14 protein-coding genes are annotated in these 26,530 nt (G+C 32.7%); 12 read left to right on the forward strand and 2 right to left on the reverse strand.

The genetic code is table 11. The features are described 5' to 3' along the window. Positions 1–93: 93 nt before the first annotated feature. Both treC and treR read left to right on the forward strand, forming a co-directional pair. Entirely contained in the window at positions 94–1,740 is a 1,647-nt protein-coding gene (gene treC / locus A3M9_RS0104340; RefSeq protein ID WP_027308130.1) for an alpha,alpha-phosphotrehalase, read from the forward strand. Between the two features lie 34 nt (positions 1,741–1,774). Next, positions 1,775–2,491, forward strand: coding sequence for a trehalose operon repressor (treR, locus tag A3M9_RS0104345; protein WP_027308131.1), 717 nt, complete (start codon positions 1,775–1,777; stop codon positions 2,489–2,491). A 109-nt stretch (positions 2,492–2,600) separates the two neighbouring features. On the opposite strand, the gene adhE is transcribed toward treR, so the two are convergent. Continuing rightward, a complete protein-coding gene (adhE, locus tag A3M9_RS0104350) occupies positions 2,601–5,186 on the reverse strand; it encodes a bifunctional acetaldehyde-CoA/alcohol dehydrogenase (RefSeq protein ID WP_027308132.1) in 2,586 nt (861 codons plus the stop codon). A gap of 300 nt (positions 5,187–5,486) precedes the next feature. On the opposite strand from adhE, the gene A3M9_RS0104355 reads away from it, so the two are divergent. Then, positions 5,487–6,356, forward strand: coding sequence for a tRNA 2-thiocytidine biosynthesis TtcA family protein (locus A3M9_RS0104355; RefSeq protein WP_027308133.1), 870 nt, complete (start codon positions 5,487–5,489; stop codon positions 6,354–6,356). Positions 6,357–6,691: 335 nt separating this feature from the next. Here A3M9_RS0104355 and pulA read toward each other — a convergent pair whose 3' ends face one another. Beyond that, positions 6,692–9,718 (reverse strand): type I pullulanase, encoded by a 3,027-nt coding sequence (gene pulA / locus A3M9_RS13160; protein WP_156897868.1) that lies wholly within the window; start codon positions 9,716–9,718, stop codon positions 6,692–6,694. Positions 9,719–10,165: 447 nt separating this feature from the next. On the opposite strand from pulA, the gene A3M9_RS0104365 reads away from it, so the two are divergent. The 9 genes from A3M9_RS0104365 to A3M9_RS13170 all read left to right on the forward strand — a co-directional run bounded on the left by A3M9_RS0104365 (position 10,166) and on the right by A3M9_RS13170 (position 26,467). Continuing rightward, entirely contained in the window at positions 10,166–11,215 is a 1,050-nt protein-coding gene (locus A3M9_RS0104365) for a carbamoyl phosphate synthase small subunit (protein ID WP_027308134.1), read from the forward strand. A 10-nt stretch (positions 11,216–11,225) separates the two neighbouring features. Continuing rightward, entirely contained in the window at positions 11,226–14,399 is a 3,174-nt protein-coding gene (gene carB, locus A3M9_RS0104370) for a carbamoyl-phosphate synthase (glutamine-hydrolyzing) large subunit (RefSeq protein WP_027308135.1), read from the forward strand. 439 nt (positions 14,400–14,838) lie between these two features. Next, positions 14,839–15,483, forward strand: coding sequence for an acetoacetate decarboxylase family protein (locus tag A3M9_RS0104375; protein WP_035165839.1), 645 nt, complete (start codon positions 14,839–14,841; stop codon positions 15,481–15,483). After that, a complete protein-coding gene (locus A3M9_RS0104380) occupies positions 15,480–16,244 on the forward strand; it encodes an SDR family oxidoreductase (RefSeq protein ID WP_027308137.1) in 765 nt (254 codons plus the stop codon). Before A3M9_RS0104375 ends, A3M9_RS0104380 begins: the two co-directional genes overlap by 4 nt. 13 nt (positions 16,245–16,257) lie before the next feature. Then, complete coding sequence (locus A3M9_RS0104385; RefSeq protein ID WP_027308138.1) at positions 16,258–16,995, forward strand: alpha/beta hydrolase; 738 nt, start codon at positions 16,258–16,260, stop codon at positions 16,993–16,995. A gap of 26 nt (positions 16,996–17,021) precedes the next feature. Then, positions 17,022–18,155 (forward strand): metallophosphoesterase, encoded by a 1,134-nt coding sequence (locus A3M9_RS0104390; RefSeq protein ID WP_027308139.1) that lies wholly within the window; start codon positions 17,022–17,024, stop codon positions 18,153–18,155. Positions 18,156–18,321: 166 nt separating this feature from the next. Continuing rightward, positions 18,322–23,601 (forward strand): alpha-amylase family glycosyl hydrolase, encoded by a 5,280-nt coding sequence (locus A3M9_RS14120; protein ID WP_051350589.1) that lies wholly within the window; start codon positions 18,322–18,324, stop codon positions 23,599–23,601. Between the two features lie 154 nt (positions 23,602–23,755). Then, complete coding sequence (locus A3M9_RS0104400) at positions 23,756–25,069, forward strand: diguanylate cyclase (protein WP_027308140.1); 1,314 nt, start codon at positions 23,756–23,758, stop codon at positions 25,067–25,069. A gap of 90 nt (positions 25,070–25,159) precedes the next feature. After that, positions 25,160–26,467 (forward strand): diguanylate cyclase, encoded by a 1,308-nt coding sequence (locus A3M9_RS13170; RefSeq protein WP_035165840.1) that lies wholly within the window; start codon positions 25,160–25,162, stop codon positions 26,465–26,467. Positions 26,468–26,530: the final 63 nt, after the last annotated feature.

Here is a 26,530-nt window from a genome sequence, read left to right on the forward strand (position 1 = left end):
GAATAGACTTTCCCCTAATTTAAAATTCACAATTGGGCTGTTTTCAAAACAGCCCAATTGTGTTAAAAAAAATTAAAGAATAGGAGTGACGAGATGAAGGACTTTAAAAAGAGTGTTGTATATCAAATTTACCCAAAATCCTTTAAAGACTCAAATGGAGATGGTTTTGGAGATTTAAGGGGTGTCATTGAGAAACTTGACTATTTAAAGTTTTTAGGGGTTGACTATATATGGCTAACTCCTTTTTATGTTTCACCCCAAAGGGATAATGGGTATGATGTTGCAGATTATTATAATATAGATAGTAGATTTGGAACGATGGAGGATTTCGAAACTTTAGTTGAGGAAGCACAAAAGAGGGATATTGGTATAATGCTTGATATGGTTTTAAACCATACTTCGACAGAACACGAGTGGTTTAAAAGAGCTCTTAAAGGTGATAAAAAGTATAAAGGCTTTTATATATTTAAAGAAAAACCAACAAACTGGCAGTCTAAGTTTGGAGGAAGTGCTTGGGAATATGTAGAAAAGTTTGGGGAATATTACCTACACTTGTTTGATGTAACCCAGGCGGATTTAAATTGGGATAACGAAGAGGTAAGAAAATATGTATATGAAATAGTAAACTTTTGGCTACAAAAGGGAGTAAAGGGACTAAGATTTGATGTTATAAACCTTATATCAAAACCAGCAGTATTTGAGGATGATTTAATAGGAGATGGAAGAAGATTTTATACTGATGGCCCAAACATTCATAAATACTTAAAAGAACTTAACAAAAATACATTTGGTAGATATGATGATATAATTACAGTAGGAGAGATGTCATCTACTTCAATTGATAACTGCATAAAATACACAAATCCAGAAGAAAAAGAACTTTCAATGGTATTTAATTTTCATCATTTAAAGGTAGATTATAAAAATGGTGATAAGTGGGCTCTTATGGATTTTGATTTTAAAGAGCTAAAGAAGATATTTAATGAATGGCAAACTGGTATGCAGAAAGGTAATGGCTGGAGTGCAGTGTTTTGGTGTAACCACGACCAACCAAGAGTTGTTTCAAGATTTGGAGATGATAATAAATACCATAAAGAATCGGCCAAGATGCTTGCAACCTCAATCCATATGCTAAGGGGAACCCCATATATATACCAAGGTGAAGAAATAGGTATGACAAATCCATATTTTTATAAAATAGAGTACTATAAGGATGTTGAATCTATAAACTATTATAGAATACTAAAAGAAAAGGGAATGGCTGAAGATGAAGTAATGAAAATTATAATGGAAAGGTCAAGGGACAACTCAAGAACCCCAATGCAGTGGGATGATAGTGAGAATGCTGGTTTTACAGATGGACAACCTTGGATATCAGTTTCAAATAATTTTAAAGAAATAAACGTTGAAGCTCAGATAAATGATGCTGATTCAATATTAAACCATTATAGAAATCTTATAAATATAAGAAAAGAGTATGACGTTGTTGCATACGGTGAGTATATTCCACTTTGTGTAGAGCACAAAAGCGTATTTGCTTATGCAAGAAGCTATAAAGATGAGCTACTTGTTGTTGTAAATAACTTCTATGGAGAGCCTACTAAGGTTAACTTAGAAGGAGAAATAGACTTAAAGGGTAGAGTAGAAATATTATTATCAAATTATAGGGATAGTGGATTAGATTTATCTAATTTAACATTAAGGCCTTATGAATCTGTAGTTTACTATATTGTAAAGTAATGTAAGGCGTGTTACAATATCATTGGTGATGAGAATGGAAAATAGTAAATACCTAATAATATATAATGATATTGTGGAAAAAATAGAAAAGGTAGAATATGAACCAAATGCCAAACTTCCTTCAGAAAACGAACTGATGCAGATGTACGATGTATCAAGGGATACTGTAAGAAAAGCCCTACTGCATCTTGAACAGAATGGATATATACAAAAAATTAAGGGTAAGGGTTCCTTTGTTCTTGATATTAATAAGTTTGATTTTCAGGTTTCAGGCCTTATAAGTTTTAAAGAACTTGCAAGTAAAATGGGCGGTTCTGTCCAAACAATAGTTGAGGAACTTGAAGTTATAAAGCCTGATAAATATCTTCAAAAACAGCTTCAAATAAGTGAACAAGATGAGGTTTGGAGGATAGTTAGGACAAGAAAAATAAAGGATAAAAGAATAATACTTGACAAGGATTTTATTTTAAAGAGGGTGGCTGATGGATTTACAAAGGAAATCTGCCAAAATTCTATTTATGAGTATATTGAAAATGTGTTAGGGTTAAAGATATCCTTTGCTAAGAAGGAGATAGTTGTAAAGAATGCAACTGATGAGGATAAAAAGTATTTAGATTTAGAAGGATATGACGTTGTTGTTGTTGTAAAAAACTATGTTTACTTAGAAGATATGACTCTATTTCAGTATACAGAGTCGAGGCATAGACCAGATAAATTTAAATTTGTTGACTTTGCAAGAAGGCATAAATAAAGAGCTAACAGTTTTTATTCTGTTAGCTCTTTATTATATATCAATAATGCAAGGGGATAAACTATATAGGATAGGGGTAAACTAATGAAAACTATATGGAATTTATCTTTTATCTGCCTTCAAAAGCATTTATATACATTTCCTTAATTTCGCTTATTAATGGATATCTTGGGTTTGCACCTGTACATTGATCGTCAAATGCTTGTTCAGCCATTTCATCAAGTGTTGCATAGAATTTCTTTTCTGAAACTCCAGCTTCCTTTATTGATTTTGGTATATTTAGCTTTTCCTTAAGCTCATCTATAGCCTTAATTAGAAGTTCTACCTTTTCATCTTCAGTCTTTCCACCAAGTCCAAGGTAATCTGCAATTCTTGCATATCTCCACTTAGCGTTTGGATACTTATATTGTGGGAATGCAGCTTGCTTTCTTGGATTATCTACCGCATTAAATCTGATTACTTCATTTATTAGTAGAGCATTTGCTATACCGTGTGGTATATGATGCATTGCACCAAGTTTATGTGCCATTGAGTGGCATACACCAAGGAAAGCATTTGCAAATGCCATACCAGCCATAGTTGAAGCGTGTGCCATCTTTTCTCTTGCCTTTTGGTTAGTTGGGCCTTCGCTATATGCAAGAGGTAGATACTTAAATATCAATCTTATTGCCTCAAGTGCAAGTCCATTTGTATATTCTGATGCAAGAACTGAAACATAAGCCTCTATTGCGTGAGTTAGGGCATCTATACCTGAAGCTGCTGTTAATCCCTTTGGCATATTCATCATAAGTTCAGTATCAACAATTGCCATATCAGGAGTTAATTCATAATCAGCAAGAGGGTACTTAATTCCAGTCTTTTCATCAGTTATAACTGCAAAAGGAGTAACTTCTGAACCTGTACCAGCTGATGTTGGAATTGCCACCATCATAGCCTTTTGTCCAAGTTCTGGGAATCTGTAAACTCTCTTTCTTATATCCATAAATCTCATTGCAAGATCCTCAAATCTAACCTCTGGATGTTCATACATAACCCACATAATCTTTGCAGCATCCATTGGTGATCCACCACCAAGTGCTATTATAACGTCTGGGTTAAATGCTCTCATTAAATCAGCACCCTTTTTAGCACAAGCAAGTGTTGGATCTGGTTCAACCTCAAAGAATACGCTTGTTTCAATTCCTATACTATCTAATACGTTAGTAACCTTTTCAGCATATCCTAAATCAAACAGTACCTTATCAGTTACTATGAATGCTCTTTTCTTGCCCATATCCTTTAACTCTTGTAGTGCTACAGGAAGGCAACCATATTTGAAGTATATCTTTTCTGGTACTCTAAACCAAAGCATATTTTCTCTCCTCTCAGCTACGTTCTTAATGTTTAGAAGATGCTTAACTCCTACATTTTCAGAAACAGAGTTTCCACCCCAAGAACCGCAGCCTAAAGTTAGAGATGGAGCAAGTCTGAAGTTATAAATATCTCCAATTGCACCCTGTGAAGAAGGCATATTTATTATTGTTCTTCCTGTCTTCATTGCCATACTGAATTTTTCAACTCTATCCTTGCATTTTATTGTATCTGTGTATAGAACTGAAGTATGACCAAATCCGCCGTGCTTAACAAGTGTCACTGCCTTATCAAGTGCTTCATCAAAGGAATGAGCTCTATACATTGCAAGAACTGGAGATAGCTTTTCATAGGAGAATGGTTCATCTATTTCAACTGACTCAACTTCAGCAATTATTATTCTTGCATTGTCTGGTACCTTAACACCAGCCATTTCACCTATCTTTTGTGGGCTTTGTCCAACTATATTTGGGTTTATTGAGCCGTTAACAAGAAGAATCTTTCTAACCTTGTCAACCTCATCTCCCTTTAAGATATATGCTCCTCTTTCTATAAATTCATTTTTTACTTCATCATATACTTCATCAAGTACTATTACAGATTGTTCTGATGCACATATAACACCGTTGTCGAAGCTCTTTGAAAGAAGTATTGAGTTTACTGCCATCTTAATATGTGCATACTCATCGATTATAGCAGGTGTATTACCAGCACCAACCCCTATTGCAGGTTTTCCTGAAGAATATGCAGCCTTTACCATTCCAGGCCCACCAGTTGCAAGAATTAAGTCAGATTCTGCCATAACAAGTTGTGAAAGTTCCACAGATGGCTCATCAATCCATCCTATTATATTCTTTGGTGCACCAGCCTTAACAGCAGCATCGAGTATTATTCGTGCAGCTTCTATAGTTGATTTTTTAGCACGTGGGTGAGGAGAGAATATTATACCGTTTCTTGTCTTTAAAGCAAGTAGTGCCTTGAATATTGCTGTTGATGTTGGGTTTGTTGTTGGAACTATAGCAGCAATAACTCCTATTGGTTCTGCTATCTTTGTAAGTCCCATAGTTTCATCCTTTTCAATAACGCCACAAGTTTTTTCGTCTTTGTACTTGTTGTAGATGTATTCTGATGCGAAGTGGTTCTTTATAACCTTGTCTTCTACTATACCCATTCCTGTTTCTTCAACAGCCATCTTTGCAAGATATATTCTTGCATTGTTTGCAGCCATTGCTGCTTGTCTGAAAATCTCGTCAACCTGTTCTTGTGTATAAGTTGCAAATTTCTTTTGAGCTTCTCTTATTTCAGAGATTTTTTGAAGTAGTTCCTCTCTGTTTGTTACTGCCATAAAAAACACCTCACTTGTTAAAATAATAACATCAATAGAAATGTCGATAATGTTGAAGAAGATTGATTATGCTAAATAGTTAAATTATTAACAAATGCATTGAATAAAAAATGAATCAATCAAACTGTTATATTGTTAATTAATTCACAATTACATTGTAATACAGTCCAATAAAAAAATCAATACCTAAAACAAAAAAAAGTTAAAAAAATAACAAAGTCTACACAAAAATACTTGTTGAATAAATACTTATATGTGAAATATAATAAAATACGATATTTTAAAAAAAGGAGGATAAGAATGAGCGAAAATAAGCTTGCGGGGACTGGTTGTCCTATATTAGTTCCCTTTAGTGAAAGAAAACCTTTAAAGGATATAGAAAGAAGTATTATTAAAACATATAGAAATAAACTTTGGACTAAATTTGTTAAGGCAATAGATGAATTTAAACTTGTTGAAGATGGGGATAAGGTTGCTGTTGCCGTATCAGGCGGAAAAGACAGTATGCTTATGGCAAAGCTGTTTCAAGAGCTAAAAAGGCACGGTAAGATTAATTTTGAACTTGAGTTTATAGCAATGGATCCAGGGTATCACGAAAGCATAAGAGCACTTCTTATTGACAACTGCAACTATTTAAATATACCAATAAAAATATTTGAATCTGGAATATTTGAAGTTGCAGATAGAATAGCAAAGGATTATCCCTGTTATATGTGTGCAAGGATGAGAAGAGGTGCCCTATATTCAAAGGCGAAGGAACTTGGTTGTAATAAGCTTGCACTTGGTCATCATTTTAATGATGTTATAGAGACTATTATGCTAAATGTTTTGTATTCTGGTAATTTTAAAACAATGATGCCAAAGCTAAAGTCAGAAAATTTTGAGGGGATAGAGTTAATTCGTCCAATGTATTATATAGAGGAGAGACATATAGAACAGTTTACTAAAGCAAATGGTATATGGCCTATAAACTGTGCTTGTATGGTAGCTGCAGAAAAGATAGCAAATAAGAGATACGAAATTAAAGAGCTTATAAAGGAATTAAAAAAGAAGTTTAATGATGTTGATAAATCTATTTTCAATGCTTCAAAAAATGTAAATATGGACTGTATATTAGGCTGGAAAAAAGGAGATAAGGAATATTCCTTTTTAGATTTTTATGATGAATAGACGAGCCCTACAAAAGTAGGACTCAGGCTGTTGAAAAAGTTATATATTGATTAGCCCCATGAAGGATTTCTTGGGCATTCGTTCATTTCGCTAAGCAATTCTAAGCTTTTCTTTGTTTGAAAAAGTCCTACCCTCGCGATGCCATCGTCCTGATGGCCGCTCGGCTCGGCACGTCCTGTGCCGAATTACGGACTTTTTCAAAGTCGAAAAGCAATAATTGCTAAAGCTCATGAAATATGCCATTTTGAAATCCTTTCATGGGGCTTTTTCATACTTTAGCTAACAAGTGGGTTTGTCAACAATCTGAGCCCTACAAAAGTAGGGCTCTAAATTAATCACTTCTTATTTAATTTGCTGTACATATGGTATCCAACAAAGCCTAACATTCCAACAAGAATTACTACTGCTGAAATTAGTGCATAATTTGTTGTCTTTTCATATAGAACATATGCTGTCTTTGGTGGAAGTGTAAGAGTTCCACCGCTTACAGTTTCAAGTGTTTTAACACCTGCCTTTTGTCCGTTTACAACAACACAATATTTTCCACGGCTTGGAAGAGTAATCTTTTGTTCTTTTTCAGTTCCATTGAAGGCAACTACAATATTCTTCCACTTATCTCCGTTTGCATTGTCCTTTAGAGTATATGCGATAACATTTGTTGGTGTATCTAAAAATTCAAGATGTTTTTTAATCATTTCAGCAGTTGGCATTCTAAATGCAGGGTGATTTTTTCTAAGCTCTATTAATCCTTTATAATATTCAACTACATCAATGTTTTGGTCTTTTCTATCCCAGTCAAGTCTGTTTATTTCATCACTTGCATTGTAGCTGTTGTCATTTCCCTGTTTTGTTCTCATAAACTCTTGTCCTGCGTGTAGGAAAGGAATTCCCTGTGATGTTAGAACAATAGCACCAGCGAGCTTATGCATTGCTTTTATTTCTTCTTCAGATGCATTTGGATTAGTAAACTTTAGTTTATCGTACAGGGTATTGTTGTCGTGGGCTTCACAGTAAACAACAGACTGAACAGGTTCAATATTACCCCAAGTACTTATTCCACTTGAATAATCTATTCCGCCTACAATACCAGACATAACTTTAAATTGTGAAGAACGACTTCCATTAACAAATCCAGGTTCGTTGTGGTTAAATACGCTTCCCTTTATTCCATCTCTTATAGTGTCATTAAAATGGGCAATTCTTGGCATCTTTGCAGCATTCTTTTGGTTTGCCTTTAGGCTGTCATCAAGTGCTGTTGAGAGGTTCCAACCTTCTCCTATTATTAATATAGATGGGTCTATTTTATCAAGTTCAGCTCTTATTGTATTCATAGTTTCAATATCTAAAAGTCCCATTAGGTCAAATCTAAATCCATCAACGTTATATTCCTTAGCCCAATAAACAACAGATTCAACTATAAATTTTCTTGCCATACTTCTTTCAGAAGCAACATCATTTCCACATCCAGAACCATTTGTGAGTTTACCTGATGCATCAGTCCTAAAGAAGTATCCTGGTACAAGTTTGTTAAAATTAGCAGCTTCAGCACTGTACATATGGTTGTAAACTACATCCATAATTACCCTTAAACCATTGTCGTGTAGTGTTTGAACCATAGTCTTAAGCTCAGACACTCTTGATATTGGGTTATATGGGTCAGTTGAGTAGCTTCCCTCTGGTGCATTGTAGTTTTTAGGATCATATCCCCAGTTAAATTGAGGTTTTGTTGAAGTTTCATCAATTGATGCAAAATCAAACATTGGCAATATTTCTATATGGGTTACCCCTAAACTTTTAATATAATCAAGTCCAGTAGGTGTTCCCTTCTTTGTTTTAGTTCCTGTTTCTGTTAAACCTAAGAACTTTCCTTTGTTTTTAATTCCGCTATCTGGATGAACTGATAAATCCCTTATATGAAGCTCGTAGATTATAGCATCTACAGGATTTTTAAATTGTGGCTTAGATTTTGGATTCCATTTTTCAGGGTTAGTTCTTGATAAATCAATAACAACTCCCTTATCGCCATTTACTGTAACGCTCTTTGCATAAGGGTCAACAGCTTCGTTCCAGCTATCGCCTATTTTTACCTTATAGGTATAAATTGTTCCGTTTTGGTCACCATCTAATGTATATGACCATACGCCCTTTTCTTCCTTTTTCATTGCAAGTTCCTTACCCTGTTTATCATCCCATTTTGAGTAGATAACAAGCTTTGCTTCACTTGCAGTTGGTGCCCATACCTTAAAGGTTGTTTTTTCCTTTGAGTAGTTTGCACCAAGGTCATTTCCTGAATAGAAGTAAAGTTCATCAAATTCCTTAGAACTAAATATTTGACCAAAGGTTGCAGTTTTTATTCCATAATCTTTAAATTCTACTGTAATTGTTTTATCAAGTGCTAATTTTTCATTAAGCACTATACTTAGTCTTCTTGCTTTATTGTCAACCTTTGTAGATTCGTCAACTTTTATCTCTCTAATTGTAAATGTTTTTTCGTTATCCTTAATAGTTATCTTGTCCTTTAGGGTATCATTAATTTCAAATGGGAAGTTAACCTCAATATTTATAGTGCTAATGCCATCAATTGAAGCAGAAACTAATTTTTGTGTTAAATCAAGTGTATCCATAGAGTAGTGAACCCTTTCATCTCCTTGCATTAACCATATTTCAGCAGAACCATCTTCTTTAAACTTAGTTATAAATCTATCACCAAATTCCTTTTCAGCCCAGTCATTGTTAGGTTCACTTCTTCTTGTTATGATTCCAAGTTTATCTATGCCTAAGGTATCATCAATAACAAATGTACCAACAACTCCAAAGCTATCCTTGCCTGTAAAATTGTATCCTTTTCCCTGTTTACCAAAAGGCCAAATCCAAAGGTTCCATCCATCGTATTTTCCATCATATCTATAATAATGAACAGTAACCTTTGTTTGTTCTTTAAGCTTTACAGGTGTAGAATTTTTCTTATCTGGCTTTGAATAATAAATTTCAGCATCACCTGGAAGTAGCCATATTTCAGCCACACCATCCTTAAATTTATCAACAAATCTGTCCTCTGCAACATCCTTTTCCCAATCATCAGTTCTTACTATAAACCCAACCTTATCATAGCTTTCATCAAATTCTATAACTGCATAGGGACCAAAGTCATCCTTTTTAGTAAACTCATATTTTTTACCATCTTTTCCTGCAGGCCAAATCCAAAGGTTCCAGTCCTTATTGGTATTTGGGTCCTTTGCATAGTGAATGATTAGTTTTGTTTTGCCTTGAGCAAACGTTTGCTTTGACGGGAAAAAGTAAAATAGATTGATAAGCATAAAAACCACCAAAGTAAACGCAGCAAGTGATTTCTTTTTAGTCATAAAGATTCCCCCTTCTAAATTAACATTCAATTTAATAAAATTCGACACGTACTTTATTTTTCCTTCTTTTGTAGATGTAAATTCTCAATATATAAATATTATTTCTTTTTTAATTTTAGAAAAACAATATTCAGAAAAATTTTAAAATAAAAAATAATTCTTTTTGAATTGACACCGTGTTTATATTAGATTAAAATTTTAAAAAATACACTTTAAATTGGTCCCGTGAGGCCAGAAAGGAGTATGATAAATATGACAATTTTTTGTAATTTAATTAAAACTATTGCTTTGCCAACATATTTTTATGAAACATAATGGACACTTAAGGGATTAGTGTTTATAATCTCTTGAGTGTCCTTTTTAATTCTTAGGTAATATAGTGCATTAAAAATTATCCTAATTTAAATGATTTAATTTAGCCTATAAAGGGTTTAAAGGAGGGAAAATATGAAGGCAAAGCTAATACTTGAAAATGGAATAGAGTTCATTGGTAATGCATTCGGAGACCTGCAAGAAACAGTTGGTGAAGTAGTATTTAATACGGGTATGACAGGGTATCAGGAGGTTTTAACTGATCCTTCATATTATGGACAAATAGTCGTTATGACATATCCTCTCATAGGAAATTACGGTATAAACTTTGAGGATATAGAATCTGAAAAAATTAAAGTTAAGGGATTTATTGTAAAAGAAAAATGCAAATTTCCAAGCAATTTTAGGTGTGAAGTGAGCTTAGATGAATATTTTAAAATAAATAAAATAGTAGGATTAGAGGGGATTGATACAAGAGCCTTAACTAAAATACTAAGAGATGTAGGTACAATGAGGGGTGTTATAGTACCTGCAGACTGTAATTTTGATAGAGCAATGGAAATGATGCAAAACTTTTCAAATAAGGATGCAGTGTTTAAGGTAACTACAAAGCAAAAATATCAAATAGAAGGGAAAGGTAAGCACGTTGCGGTATATGATTTTGGAGTAAAACAGAATATAATAAGAAGCTTTATAAAAAGAGGATGCAGATTAACCGTATTTCCAGCTACAGCATCATATAAGGAAATTTTAGAGGTAAACCCTGATTTGGTATTTTTATCAAACGGGCCAGGAGACCCAGAGGAGCTGCAAGATGTTATTCAAAATATAAAAGAATTAATAAATAAAAAACCAATTGTAGGCATATGCTTAGGGCACCAGTTAATAGCCCTAAGTCTTGGGGGAAGAACTAAAAAACTTAAATATGGACATAGAGGCTGTAACCATCCTGTAAAGGATTTAGTGAAGAACAAAATATATATAACATCTCAAAACCACGGATATTATGTTGATCTTGTTCCAGAAGATACGGAGGTAACACATATTAGCTTAAATGATGGTACAATCGAAGGAATGAGACACAAAAAACTTCCAATTTATTCAGTTCAATTTCATCCAGAAGCTTGTCCTGGTCCAAAAGACAACGACTACATATTTGATGAATTTTTAAAATTAGCACTATAGGAGGGATACTATGCCACTTAATAGAGATATAAAAAAGGTACTTGTTATAGGTTCAGGGCCAATAGTTATAGGACAAGCAGCAGAGTTTGATTATTCAGGAACTCAAGCCTGTATGGCAATAAAGGAGGAAGGAATTGAGGTTGTATTAGTAAATTCAAATCCAGCTACAATTATGACGGATAAAGAGGTGGCAGATAAGGTATACATAGAACCGTTAACAGCAGAGGTTTTAGAGAGGATAATAGAAAAGGAGAGGCCAGATTCACTTCTTGCAGGAATGGGTGGACAGACAGGCCTTAATTTAGCTGTTGAACTTTATGAGAAGGGCATACTTCAAAAATACAATGTTAACGTTATAGGTACAAAGATTGAGGCAATAAAGCGTGGAGAAGATAGGGAATTGTTTAGAGAACTTATGAAAAAAATAAATCAACCAATAATTGATAGTGAAATTGTTACAACTCTTGAGGATGGTTTAAAGTTTGCAAAGAAAATTGGCTACCCTGTAATAGTAAGACCTGCCTATACATTAGGGGGGACAGGTGGTGGAATTGCAGAAAATGAAGAGGAGTTAGAGAAAATTTTAGATACAGGATTAAAGCTAAGTTCAATAGGGCAAGTATTGATTGAAAAGAGTGTAAAGGGATGGAAGGAAATAGAGTATGAGGTTATACGCGACAGTCAGGGAAATTGTATAACAGTTTGCAATATGGAAAATATAGACCCTGTTGGAGTGCACACTGGAGACAGCATAGTCGTTGCACCAAGCCAAACATTATCAGACAGAGAATATCAGATGTTAAGAACTGCAGCTATTGATATAATAAATGCAGTTGGAATTGAGGGAGGATGTAACGTTCAGTTTGCACTAAATCCTGATTCCTTTCAGTATGCAGTAATTGAAATAAATCCAAGGGTGTCGCGTTCATCTGCCCTTGCTTCAAAGGCAACAGGCTATCCTATTGCAAAGGTTGCAACAAAGATTGCCCTTGGATATAACCTTGATGAGATAAAAAATGAAATAACAAATAAAACCTATGCCTGTTTTGAGCCAAGTTTAGATTATGTAGTTGTAAAGATACCAAAATGGCCCTTTGATAAGTTTGTTCAAGCAGATAACACCCTTGGAACAAAGATGATGGCAACTGGAGAAGTTATGGCAATAGGAAGAAACTTTGAGGAGGCACTTTTAAAGGGAGTCCGTTCCCTTGAGATAGGTGCATATTCATTGGAATTTAAAAAATACAGAAATATAGATATAGATGAATTAAAACAAAGTATAAAGGAGCCTACTGATGAAGGTCTATTTATAATAGCAGAACTTTTAAGAAGGGGCATAGATGCTACAGAAATTTCAAACATAACAAAGATAGATAAGTTTTTCATATATAAGATTAAGAATATAGTTGATAAAGAAGAAAAATTAAAGAAGTTAAGTTTAAGGGATATAAATAGAGAGGTATTAATTGAATATAAAAAGATTGGTTTTTCTGATAGAGCAATTGCCGAATTTTTAAATGAAGATGTAGAAAAGATAAAGAATTTAAGAAGAGAATGGAACATAAATCCAGCTTACAAGATGGTGGATACCTGTGCAGGTGAATTTGAAGCAGAAACTCCATATTACTATTCAACCTATGAGGACTTTGATGAAGTGATAGTTACAAATAATAAAAAAGTTGTAGTAATAGGCTCAGGCCCAATTAGAATAGGTCAGGGTATAGAGTTTGACTACTCCTCAGTTCACTGTGTACTTGCATTAAAAAGGCTTGGTTTTGAAACTATAATAATAAATAACAACCCTGAAACAGTAAGCACTGATTTTAATATCTCGGATAAATTGTATTTTGAGCCTTTAACAGAAGAAGATGTTTTAAATGTTATAGAAAAGGAGAAACCCTATGGAGTAATACTTCAATTTGGAGGACAGACTGCTATTAAGCTTGCTAAATATTTAGATAAAAGGGGAATAACAATACTTGGAACTTCATCGGAGCAGATAGATTTAGCAGAGGACAGGGAAAGGTTTGATGAACTTCTTGAAGGGCTAAATATAAAAAGGCCAAAGGGAAGGGCAGTGTGGTCAGTAGAGGAAGGAATAAAGGCTTCAAAAGAAATAGGTTTTCCTCTTTTAGTTAGGCCATCCTATGTGCTTGGTGGACAGGGTATGGAGATAACAAGGAGTGAAGATGAACTTAAATTCTATTTAATGTCTGCCTTTGAAAGGGATAATAAAAACCCTGTACTTATTGATAAATATATTTGTGGAAGAGAGATTGAGGTTGATGCAATTTCAGATGGTGAAGATGTGTTAATTCCGGGGATAATGGAACATTTAGAAAGTGCAGGTGTCCATTCAGGAGATAGTATAACAATATATCCAACGCAGGGTGTTTCACAAAAAATAAAGGAGAAGGTTTTAGAATATACAAAAAAGATTTCAAAGGCAATAGGCATTAAAGGAATGCTAAATATACAGTTTATAGAGCATCAAGATGAGCTATATGTTATAGAGGTAAATCCGAGGGCATCAAGAACAGTTCCTTTTATAAGCAAGGTTACAAAAGTTCCGATTGTTGAAGTTGCAACAAGAGTAATGCTTGGGGAAAAATTAAAGGATATAGGATATGGAGTGAATATATATAAAGAAGCAGAAATTGTTGCAGTAAAGGTTCCTGTTTTCTCAACCGAAAAACTTAAGAATGCTGAAATTGCATTAGGACCTCAAATGAAATCCACAGGAGAGGTTTTAGGTGTGGGAAGAAGCTTAAACGAAGCCCTTTACAAGGGATTTTTAGGTGTAGGTTTAGATATAAGAAAAATTAAAAATATATTTGCATCAGTAAATGATTATGATAAATATGAATTTATCAATTTAGCCAAGAGATTGAAAAAATTAGGGTGTGAAATCTATGCAACAGATGGAACTTATAGGGCATTAAATAGTGGAGGAATAGAGGTAAGATTGGTAAAGGACGATGACATACTTAACTTTATAGATAGAGAAAATATAAATTTAGTTATAAATACACCGACAAAGGGTAATGATTTAGAAAGATATGGATTTAAAATAAGAAGAAGAGCAATAGAGAGAAACATTAGAGTATTAACTTCGCTTGACACCCTAAGGGCTGTTATTGAGGTTATGGAAAATAGAGGGGATTATGATGTTTATAATTTATAAAAATATTAAAAGCTACTTTATGCTATAAATAGTAGCTCAGGCTTTGGAAAAAGATATATATTGATTAGCCCTATGGAGGATTTTTAGGCATTCGTTCATTTTACTAAGCAATTCTAAGCTTTTCTTTGTTTGAAAAAGTCCTACCCTCGCGATGCCATCGTTCTGATGGCCGCTCGGCTCGGCACGTCCTGTGCCAAATTACGGACTTTTTCAAAGTCGAAAAGCTAAGGATTGCTAAAGCTAACGAAAGAGCCTGTTGAAATCCTTTCATAGGGCTTTTTCATACTTTAGCGAACAAGTGGGTTCTCAACAATTGGAGCTACCTTATGCTTAAAATTATCTGGGTGTTATTGTACTTATGTACACAAATTGTTAATACAATTTTAGTAAAAAATGTTATATAATAATTATTAAATAGTTGGTGTAAGGGGTGGTTTTTATGTATAAGGAGGCACCTTGGAGTTTAAAGGGTGATGGGTATATATTGCTCTATAAATTTAAAAAAAGCTTTATAAAGAATCACATATTTTCACAGGATTTTTTAAAGGATTGTCCCTGTGGTGGTTTAGGGTGTGTTATGATTGTGGACTACAAGGAGTCGGATGTAGGGCCGTATAGGGAACTTCTTTTTATACCAGGCAAATTTAAATTCAATGGTAAAAAATTAAATACCATATCAAAAATATATGTAACAACACAAGAAAGCGTAGTAAATGGAATAAGGAATTGGGCTATACCAAAGGAGATTGCGGATTGCAACATAAAACAAAATGGGAATGTGAGTCAAGTAGAATTTTCAAAGGGAGAAGAAAGGATATTAAAAATAACTTTTAAGGATGGGAAAATGAAGTTTCCTGTAAATACAAAACTTTTACCATTTCCATTAGTTCAAAAACAAGAGGACAAATTATATTACACAAATTTTTATGGCAGCGGTAAGGGGAGTTTTGCAAGGATAGAACAAATAGAAATTAATGAAAAATATTTTCCTAATATACAATACTACAAACCAATTGCTGTTATTAAAGTTACTGATTTTAATATTGTGTTTCCAAAGGCTGAAATAGAGGGGATGAAATTATGAATTTAATGGGTAAAAATATTATATTAACAGGGGCATCATCTGGTATAGGTCTTGAGCTTTTATATATGATGTCACAAAAAGGGTGTAAAATAATAGCTGTTTCAAGGGATGTAGATAAAATACCTAAAATAAATAATGTATATCCCTATCAATGTGATGTTTCAAATAAGGAAGAGTTAGATAACCTATTTGATTTTGCTTTAGAATTGTTTGATAAAATAGATATATTTATAGCTAATGCAGGTTTTGCATATTATGAGAAAATTGAAGAGGCAAATTATGAACATATAGAAAAGATATTTAAGACAAATGTATTTGCACCAATATATTGTTTAGAGAAGATGAAAAATATAAATAAAAATAATAGTTTTATGTATGTTATAACCGATTCAGCTGTTGCAAAGATGCCTCTTCCTGGATATGCACTTTATTCTGCAACAAAGAGTGCAGTAGATTCTTTCCAAAATGCATACAGATTTGAGATGGATAAAAACTGTCATCTAATGATTGTATACCCTATAGCAACAAGAACAAATTTCTTTAAAACATCAACAAAAACTGCACCAGTACCTTTCCCCAGTCAGTCTGCCCACTATGTTGCAGGATGTATAATAAAAGGTATGGAGAGAAATAAAAAATATGTATATCCATCAAAAACATTTGTTATAATTTCTATATTAAATAGGATTTTTCCTTTTATTTATAAACTTTATCAGAAATCTCAGTATAATAAATTTAAGAGATGGTTAGAAAAGGTATAAGAGGTGAGAAGATTTGAAGAAGGCTAAAAAAATTGCAGGAGTCTTATTAAGTTTAATTTGCATATTGACTATTATATTTTTAGTATGGGCAGTTCCAGCATACAAACCAAATTTTGATGTAGAAGCATTTATAAAATCTAATGAAAAAGTAAAAATACAAATAGACAGAAACATTGTTATAAATCCTTTAGATAAAAAAGCAGAAAAGGGAGTTATATTTTATCCTGGAGGAAAGGTTGAACCTTCAGCATATATTAAGATAGCATCTAAAATTGCAGAAAAAGGTTATAGGGTAGTTATAACCCCTATGCCCCTTAATTTAGCGATATTTGGTAAAAATAAGGCGGAGGAAGTTATAAAGGAAAATAGTGATATAGACATTTGGGTTATAGGAGGACATTCTTTAGGAGGAGTTATGGCATCAGACTATGCCTACAATCATTTAGATAAAATAAAGGGACTTTTTCTTCTTGCATCCTATCCACAGGAAAAATTTAATTTTAAAGATAAAGATATAAAGGCTCTTTCAATATGGGGAAGTGAAGATAAAGTAGCAAACTTAGATAAAATAAAATCTTCAAAAAATATTATGCCTAATGATACAGTATTTGTAGAAATAAAAGGTGGAAATCACGGTCAGTTTGGAAGCTATGGAAAGCAAAAGGGAGATGGGGAAGCAAAAATAAGTGAAGAAGAGCAGCAGAATATAACATCTGAATATATCGTAAAGTTTTTGGATATAATCAAATAGGAAATATATACAAATGAGGAGATGTTATGATAGTTTTTTTTATACTAATAACAATTGTTGTATATGGACTTGGTAATTATTATTTAGGACTTAGAATGTTTAGAAACATAAAAAGAATAATGCCCTTTTTAAGTGCAAAGCTTTATTGGATTGTAATTATATTTTTGTCCTTAAGTTTTATACTTGAGAGGTTTTTAAGAAAATACCTATCAAAAAATTTAAACTACATTATAAGCCTTTTAGGTTCCTATTATATTGCTGTTTTATTCTATGTAATGATTGCCTTCTTTTTGGTAGATATCTTAAGGTTTGCACTTAAAATCCTAATAAAGAGATATAAAACGCCTGCAGTCCTGGCCTATGCTAATATTTTTGTTGCAGCCTTTATTATACTTTTAATAATTGTTGGTACAATAAATGCGCTAAATACTAAAGTTGCAGAATACAAATTATCAACTAAAAAAGAGGTTGATAAAGATTTAAACATAGTTATGGTAAGTGATGTTCATCTTGGAACAATCATCACAGAGAGAAGATTGAATAAACTTGCCAATCTAATTAACAGACAATCTCCTGATATTGTTATATTTGCAGGAGATTTGATAGATGATGATATTGATATCTTTGAAAAAAGAAGATATGGAGAAATATTAAAGAATATAAAATCAAAATATGGTGTGTATGCTGTACTTGGAAATCACGAATATATATCAAGGGATATAGAAAAAGTAAAAAAATGTTATGGTGAGGCAGGTATAGAATTAATTATCGATGATGTGAAGAAAGTAGACGGAGTATATTTAGTAGGTAGAGATGACCTATCTTCATCAAGGGTTAATGGAAAAGAGAGAAGGAGCATAAAGGATTTAGTAGAGGGTTTAGATAAAAATAAATTAATAATAGTAATTGACCATCAGCCAAGAAATATACAAGAGGTAAAAGAGGCAGGAGTAGATTTGCAATTAAGTGGTCACACCCATAAGGGGCAGTTCTTCCCTGTAAATTATATTACAGGAAAGATTTATGATATCGACCACGGTTTAATGCAGGAGGGTGATTTTACTCTCGTTGTTTCGAGTGGATATGGTACTTGGGGGCCACCGATTAGAGTTGCAACAATGAGTGAAATTGTAAGCATAAAAGTTTCAAAAAGTAAATAAAAATTTTTGAAAGAGTCCTATGTAATATTAAAAATCTTAAATGGGACTCTTTTAATGTTTACAAACTTAATTTTTAATGAAAAATAAGTTTGTAAATTATTGAAAAAATTCCAAAAAATCTTTACAATTATAATGAACAAACGATTGCATAGAGGGGGGACTAAAAATGCAAAAAATCAAAAAACCTCTAAGCTGGCTATTGGTGTTCTTTTTTATGTTTACTCTATTTCCAAGGTTAACACCAAGGGCAAGTGCAGAGGTAAACTATTTATCTGCTGACTTAATCGTTTCACTTGTTGGTAACTTTACTCCAGATGGCGACAATAAGGATTCAAACTGGAGGCCAGAAAATCCTGAAGGTTTTATGAAACTATACCAAAATGGTGTCTATGAAAAGGTAGTAACCTTCAAAAAAGCAGGAGACTATGAGTATAAGGTTGCCTTCAATGGCAAGTGGGATGGATGCATCCCAGGTGGGGATAATAGAAAATTAAAGGTTCCTGCTGACAATACTAAGGTAATTTTCAGATTTGATGCAAAGAATAAGGAAGTTTATGACTCCATTAATGAATCTCAAAGATTTAAAAACAGTGCAACACTTGTAGGTACACTTAATGGCTTTTTACAAAATGGACAAGATTGGAATCCAGCAGATACAAATTTCGACCTTGAGTATATAGGAGGAGGATTCTATAAGGGTACATTTACTTTAACTCCTCAGGATAAGGATTTTGAATATAAGGTTGCCTACAACCACGTTTGGGGAGCAGGAGAAATACAAGGAAGCAATAGAGTTATTAAAAAGGATAAGTTAACAGACAATGTTAATGTTACATTCCTTGCTAATCCAGAATTAAATTTATGTGTAGATTCAGTAAACAATCCAGATATTAATACTGTTGTTTCACTAATTGGGCCAATAAGAGAAGTTCAAAGTGGAGAGTGGGATGCAGCACTTAAGGGATTTGAGTTTTATTATTTAGATGGACAAGGAAAATTTATTTTCTCAAAGTATTTTGCACCACAAAGTGAAGATAGAACCTTTGATTATAAGGCTTGTGAAAATTACAGCTGGGATGGAGGAGGCATACCTTCAAGTGGTAATTTAAGAGTAACAATACCAAAGGAAGGTAAAATAGTCTACTTCATAGCTGATGTAAAGGAAAGAAAACTTTATGACAGCATAAATAATACTGATAAAGTTGCAGAAATATTAGGTCTTGAGGCACCTATTGTAAGTCCAGAAATTTATCCAGATGGAAGAGTTATATTTAGATATAAAAATAATAATGCTAATAAAGTTTATTTAGCTGGGGATTTTAATGGATGGAACGCAGAAAAGGATTTAATGGTAAAGGATGAAAAGGGAGTTTGGAGTATTGAATTAACTTTAAACCCAGGTGAATATAAATATAAATTTGTAGTAGATGGAAATTGGATAACTGATCCATCAAATCCAAACCAAGCAGATGATGGATATGGTGGGAAAAATTCTGTTGTTAAAGTTCCAGCAAGGGTTAAAAGTCCAGTAGTAAACGGAACAAGTGTTACATTTAATTACTTAGATTTGACAGGAAAGGTTAGGAAGGTAGAACTTGCAGGTTCAATATTAGATAAAGACTGGAAGGAAAGAAGAACCTTTGAAAAGCAAGGAGACATATTTACAATAACTTTAGATAATGTATTGCCTGGAGTTTATCAATACAAATTTATTGTTGATGGAAACTGGATGTTTGACCCAGTAAACCCAAGAAAAACAGGGGATGGTGCCTTTGATAATTCGGTTGTATATGTTCCAGGATTAATTGAGCTACTTGTTCCTTTTGAAATGCAAATGGATTCAGAACTTACTTTAAAGGGAAGAGTACTTAAAGAGGATGGAAGTGTAGAAGATTATTTAGATGTTGAATGGAGCCTTGTTGAAAATCCAAATAATATTGCAAAAATAGAAAATGGAAAGCTTGTTGTTTCAACATTACCAGAGGGGGTTGAAGAGGTTGTTTTAAAATTAAAGGGAAAGGATAAAAATTCAGGTATTGAATTAACAAAGGAAACAAAGGTTGTTAGGGAGCTTTCTGAAGTTCCTGGTGGAAGAACAGTAATATTAGCAGGTACGCTACAGCATTTTGTAGGCGGAGGAGACTGGGATCCATCAAATCAAAATACAAGAATGAAGCATATAGGAGACAATCTATATAAATTAACAATTAAAAATCTTCCAGCAGGTATATATGAATATAAAGTTGCTATGGGTTCTTGGAATGAAAACTACGGAAACAATGGAGAAAGAAACGGTGCAAACATAACAATGCAAAATCCAAAGACTCAGGATGTAACCTTCTACTATTCTGATATAAGCCACATAGTAACTGATTCAACAAAATATATACCAAGGCTATCAGATGAAGAAAGACCAAAATTAGTAATAGATAATAAAGAATATGTTATGAAGGACTTAGAGTTAAGAGGTGTTTATTCAACAGAAGTTGAATTAGGTGCAGCAACTTATTCAAATATCAAAGTTAAGGTAGACGATAAAGAATTTGTATATCAAGATATTACATTAACAGAAGGTAAAAGGGTTAAATTCAGCTATGATTTAATCACAGGTTTAATATTTAATAATGCTGTTTCAAGTTCTATTGATGTGTCTAAAATTTTCTATGATTCAAGAAGCAGTGAATATAAGGTTCCATTTGGTGCAGTAAAGGTTGGTGAAGAGGTAACATTTAGACTAAAGACAGGTAGAGATATAGCACAGGCAAAGCTTGTTGTATTTACTCCAAATGGACAATTAAGTTTTGATATGACAAGGGAACAAAAGGATGAATATTACCTATGGACAGCAAAATTTACTCCAAATGAAAAGGGAATGTATAAATACTATTTTATAGTATCCAATGGTTCAGATGTTAAGGCCTACGGTGATGATGATGGTCTTTACGGTAGGGGTAAGGCAGATGAGCTTGGCAAGGTAATGTACTATGGTTTAAATGTTTATTTAAATGATTACAAGACACCAGACTGGATGAAGAATGCTGTTATATATCACATATTCCCTGATAGATTCTACAATGGAGATAAAAATAATGATTATGCACAGAAATTAGCAAGAGGTTTCTTGCCATACGAGTTCTATGAAGATTGGTATGCAATACCTGAGGTTCCTTCAATAGAAAACAATGATGGTTATAAAGGAACCAAGGGCGATGGTGAATGGTGTAATGAAATGTATGGTGGAGATATTAGAGGAGTTATTCAAAAGCTTGACTACCTACAATCTTTAGGTGTAAATGTTCTATACTTTAACCCAATATCAAAATCAATTTCAAACCACAGATATGATGCAACAGACTATAGAGAACTTGATCCACTACTTGGTTCAATGGATGACTTTGTAGAACTTGCAAATAAGGCAAAGCAAAGAGGAATGAAAATAATATTAGATGGAGTATTTAACCACGTTTCAGACGACTCAATTTACTTTGATAGGTATGGTAAACATATGACAAAGGGTAAACCACTTGGTGCATACCAATATTGGTCAAGGGTTTACGACTTAATGAACGAAAATGGACTAACTCAACAAGAGGCAGAAAAACAAGTTCAAGATTACTTTAGATCAATTGGAATAACTGATTTCCATTATAAGGATTGGTTTAAGATTGAAAATAGAAAAGTTGATGTAGGTACAAAGAATGAACATTATGCCTATGAAGGCTGGTGGGGATTCGATTCGATGCCAGTAATTCAGGCATTAAATGGTTCAGAGTATAAGGTTGAGTCTTGGGCAGATGAAATAATAGATGGACAAGATTCAAATTCAAGATTCTGGTTAAGACAAGGTTCAAACGGTTGGAGACTTGATGTGGCAAATGAAGTATCAGATGAAACTTGGCAGCATTTTAGAAGGGCAGTAAAGGAAGAGGGCGACAATGTAATAATAGGCGAAATATGGGACGATGCATCAAGATACTTACTTGGAGATATGTATGATTCTGTTATGAACTATAGATTTAGAGCTGCTGTTTTAGATTATCTAATGGGTAAAAAGGATGCAAAAGAAACAATGGAAGTCTTAGAGTTAGTGAGAGAGCAATATCCAAAGGAAGCCTTCTATGCGATGTTTAACTTAATAGATTCCCACGACACACAAAGGGCAATTTCTGCTTTTGATGGTTACGAAAAGAGCCAAAAGGCTGTTGCAGAGGCTCCAACTGAAAATGCAAAGAAGCTTCTAAAGCTTGCTGTACTAATGCAGATGACTTACCCAGGTGCACCAGTTATTTATTATGGAGATGAAGCAGCACAAGTAGGTGCAGATGACCCAGATAACAGAAGGGCATTCCCTTGGGGTAAGGGCGACAAGGATATGGTTGAATGGTATGCTAAACTTGCAAATATGAGAAATACTTATGAAGTGTTAAGAACAGGAGAAATATCACCGATAGAACTTGATGGTGTATTTGCCTTTAAGAGAACACTAAAAAATGAAACTGCCTTTGTATTAATAAATAATGGTGAAACAAAAACAATTGAATTAGATGTACCACAAAATATAAGTAAGTTAACAGATGCTGTTACTGGAAGAGAATATACTGTACAAAATGGTAAGGTTAATGTACAAGTTTTAGAAAAACAAGGTGTTGTATTAGTAGATAACTTTAGACAGGTTGCTGTTGATTCAGAAAAGTTAAAGGATGCATATGATCCAAGTTTTATAGTGAATAAAAAAGAAGTAAAAAATGCAATGGAAGATATTAATACTATATTAAGTAACGATACTAAGGAAGGTTCAGAGGTTAAAGTAAGATTAAATGATGATAAGGTATTAAGGGATGTATTATCATTGGCAGCAACTAAGAATTTGACACTTGTTGTAGATGCAGATGGAGTAGAATTTAAATTTAATGCAAAGGATATTGTAATTAATGTAGATGGAGACCTAAAACTTTCAGTTGAAGAAAAATTGGATAATATTGATGTGATAAATAAGCTACTTAAAAATAGCTACTATATTCCATTAAATATTAAGAGTAACTTTGGAATTTTAGTTGGAACTGATGTAAAGGTATCTGTTAAAGTAGATAATGATAAGTTTAGTGAAAAGAAAGCTTATGTATATTACTTTAATCCAGCAACACAAAAGTTTGAAGAAATTGAATGTACCTTTGAAAATGGAGTAGTTACATTTGTAATAACTCACTGCAGCGATTATATAATAACAAATAAAAAGATTGAAATTAAAGAAGACGTAAAGGATAAAGAAGAAAAAGAGCAAAAGGATAATGGAAAAATTGATGACAAACAGAATGAAAATGATAAACTTCCAAAAACAGGTGGATTCCCATTGGAAGGAGTAGTATTTATATCTTTAGCATTAATAATAACTGGTATGTTTATTTTAAGAAAATCTTCAAAAAAGTATGTTATTAATAGAGGCTGATAAATTTCAGCCTCTATTAATTTTGATTATGTATTTCAAAAATAATTTTGTCTATATAAACAAAAAATATTTAAATAATGTGTAACATAAATAGAAAAAAACGTTTAAAATTGGTATAATAATAATTTGTGATTATATGATATGAGGTGAAAATATGCTGGCCAATATGGTATTGGAAAAAATAATTGATAAAATGCAGAATGCATTTGCATACCATAAAATAATATACGATGAAGCTAAAAATCCAGTTGATTATGAGTACATATATGTGAATAAATCCTTTGAGGAATTAACAGGTTTAAAAAAGCAGTATGTTATTGGTGCAAAGGTGACAGAATTGATTCCTAATATAAAGGAGAGTAGTTTTAACTGGATTGAATATTATGCAAAGATAGCAGAAAACGAAACAGAGGACCATATTGAGCAATACTTTGATATATGGGATAGATGGTATAGAATTGATGTATTCTCTCCTGAAAAAGGCTACTTTGCTACCTTATTTAATGATATTACAGATATAAAGAAGACCACAGAATCCTTAAGAGAACAGAAGGAAGTTTTAAACCAGATAACAGAAAATTTAGAAGAAGCAACATTTTTACAAGATGTTAATACTAAAGAGGTTATATATGCAAGTACAGCCTTTGAAAAAATTTATGAAATGAGTATAGAAGAGATGAAGAAGGATGTACAAAAGTGGAAACAGATGGTTCATCCTGATGATTATGAAAAAGTACAAAAAAGATATAATATGGATGTAACTCTTAAGGAAATGTATGAAAAGGGTATATTTGTAGAAAAGTTTAGGATTATAACTAATTCAGGGAAGTTAAAGTGGATTAAATCAAAGTTTTTGCCTATAAAAAATGAACAAGGTGAAATTATAAGAGTTGTTGGAATAGAACAAGATATAACAAGGGATATTGAAAATAAATTAGAAATAATTAGGCAGAAGGTAAAGGCAGAAAATTTAGCAATGAGGGATTATTTAACTAATCTATATAATAGACGTGCTTTTTTCCAGTTGGCTGAAGAAAGATGTAAAAAAGCAAAATGTAAAGATAATAATTTAGTTTTGGTAATGGCGGATATAGATAAGTTTAAAAGTATAAATGATAATTTTGGTCACGATGTTGGAGATTTAGTATTGAAGAATTTTGCAGATGTATTAAAATCTTCAGTTAGGGGAAATGATATAGTTGCAAGATTTGGTGGTGAAGAATTTATAATTCTTTTAAATGACATTGATGTGGAACAGGCCTATAAAAGAATTGAAGAAGTTAGAAAAAGAATAAGTGAAACAGAAATAACGGTTTTAGATAAAAAAGTTAAGTATACCGCAAGTTTTGGAATAAGCAAAGTGAATTGTTGTGGCTTTAAATATTTTGAAGAAGCAATAAAAAGAGCAGATATAGCCTTATATAGAGCAAAAGAAAATGGTAGAAATAGAGTTGAAATAATAGATTGATTTTAATTTTTCAAAAAAATATATATTTAAAAAGTTGGGTAAATTTGTTAAAATATAGTTGATGATTTTATTTGGTCTGGGGTGTTGCAAATGGATGGTGAATTCTTTAGACGGATAGTTAGTCGTATGCAAAATGCTTTAGCATATCATAGGATAATATATGAAAATGGACAAGCTGTAGATTATGAATATGTATATGTAAATAAGGCCTTTGAAGAGTTAACTGGACTAAAAAAGGATTATATAGTAGGCAAAAGAGCAAGTGAAATAAAAGATAATCAATTTGTTGTATGTAATAATTTGAAGCTCTTTTCAGAGGTTGCAACTAATGGAACAGAGGATAAAATAGAACAATATTTTGATGTATGGAAAAGATGGTATAGCATAGATGTTTTTTCACCAGAACAAGGGCATTTTGGACTTCTATTTACAGATATAACAGATATAAAAAACTTAACATCAAGTCTTTCAGAGCAAAAGGAAGTAATGAAGCAGATTACAGAAAACTTAGAGGAAATAACATTCCTAATGGATGTTAAGACAAAGGGGATTATATATACAAGCAATTCTGCAGAAAAATTTACAGGAATACCTATAGAGGCTTTCTATGCAGATTCTAATATATGGTTGTCGTGTATCTATAGTGAAGATAGGGACAGGGTTATAAACAGGCTTCAACTCATCAAATTGATTGATTACTTTAGATATTATAATACATATATTGAAGAGTTTAGAGCAGTGGACTGCAAAAAACAGATAAAATGGGTAAGGCTAAAATGTATGCCTATAAAAAATGAATATAACGAACCAATTAGAATAGTTGGTATCATTCAGGATATTACTAAGGAAAAAAATGATAGAAATGAAATAATTAAGGCAAAGCAAAAAGCTGAAAAATTAGCTATGTTTGATTACTTAACAAGGGTGTATAATAGAAGAGCCTTTTTTGTACGTGCAAGGGAAGAGTTTTCAAGGGCAAAAAGGTTAAAAAAACCAGTAGCTGTAATTTTAACTGATTTAGATAAGTTTAAAACTATAAATGATACATATGGACACGATGTGGGAGATTTAGTATTGAAGGATTTTTCTAAAACAATTAAGAGTGCTGTTAGAAAATATGATGTTGTAGCAAGATTTGGTGGAGAAGAGTTTGTAATTTTATTAAGTGGTGTTGATCTTGAGGATGCATATAGAAAGGCTGAGAACTTAAGAAGAGTAATTGAGCAAAATAGAGTGTATTCAAAGAAATTTAATTTACACATAAATTATACTGCAAGTTTTGGTGTTGCAGCCTTTGAGCCAAGAAAGGATTTAGCATTAGAAGATTTAATCACAAATGCTGATAGGGCATTATATAAGGCAAAAAATTCAGGTAGAAATAGGGTAGAATGCTTATAAGGACAGTTTGGAACTGTCCTTATTTTTTTATATTTTTATATGCTAAATTATTAGGAAATTTAG

The organism is Caloramator sp. ALD01 (assembly GCF_000472625.1).
In the GTDB taxonomy this organism is placed as follows: domain Bacteria; phylum Bacillota; class Clostridia; order Clostridiales; family Caloramatoraceae; genus Thermobrachium; species Thermobrachium proteoclasticum.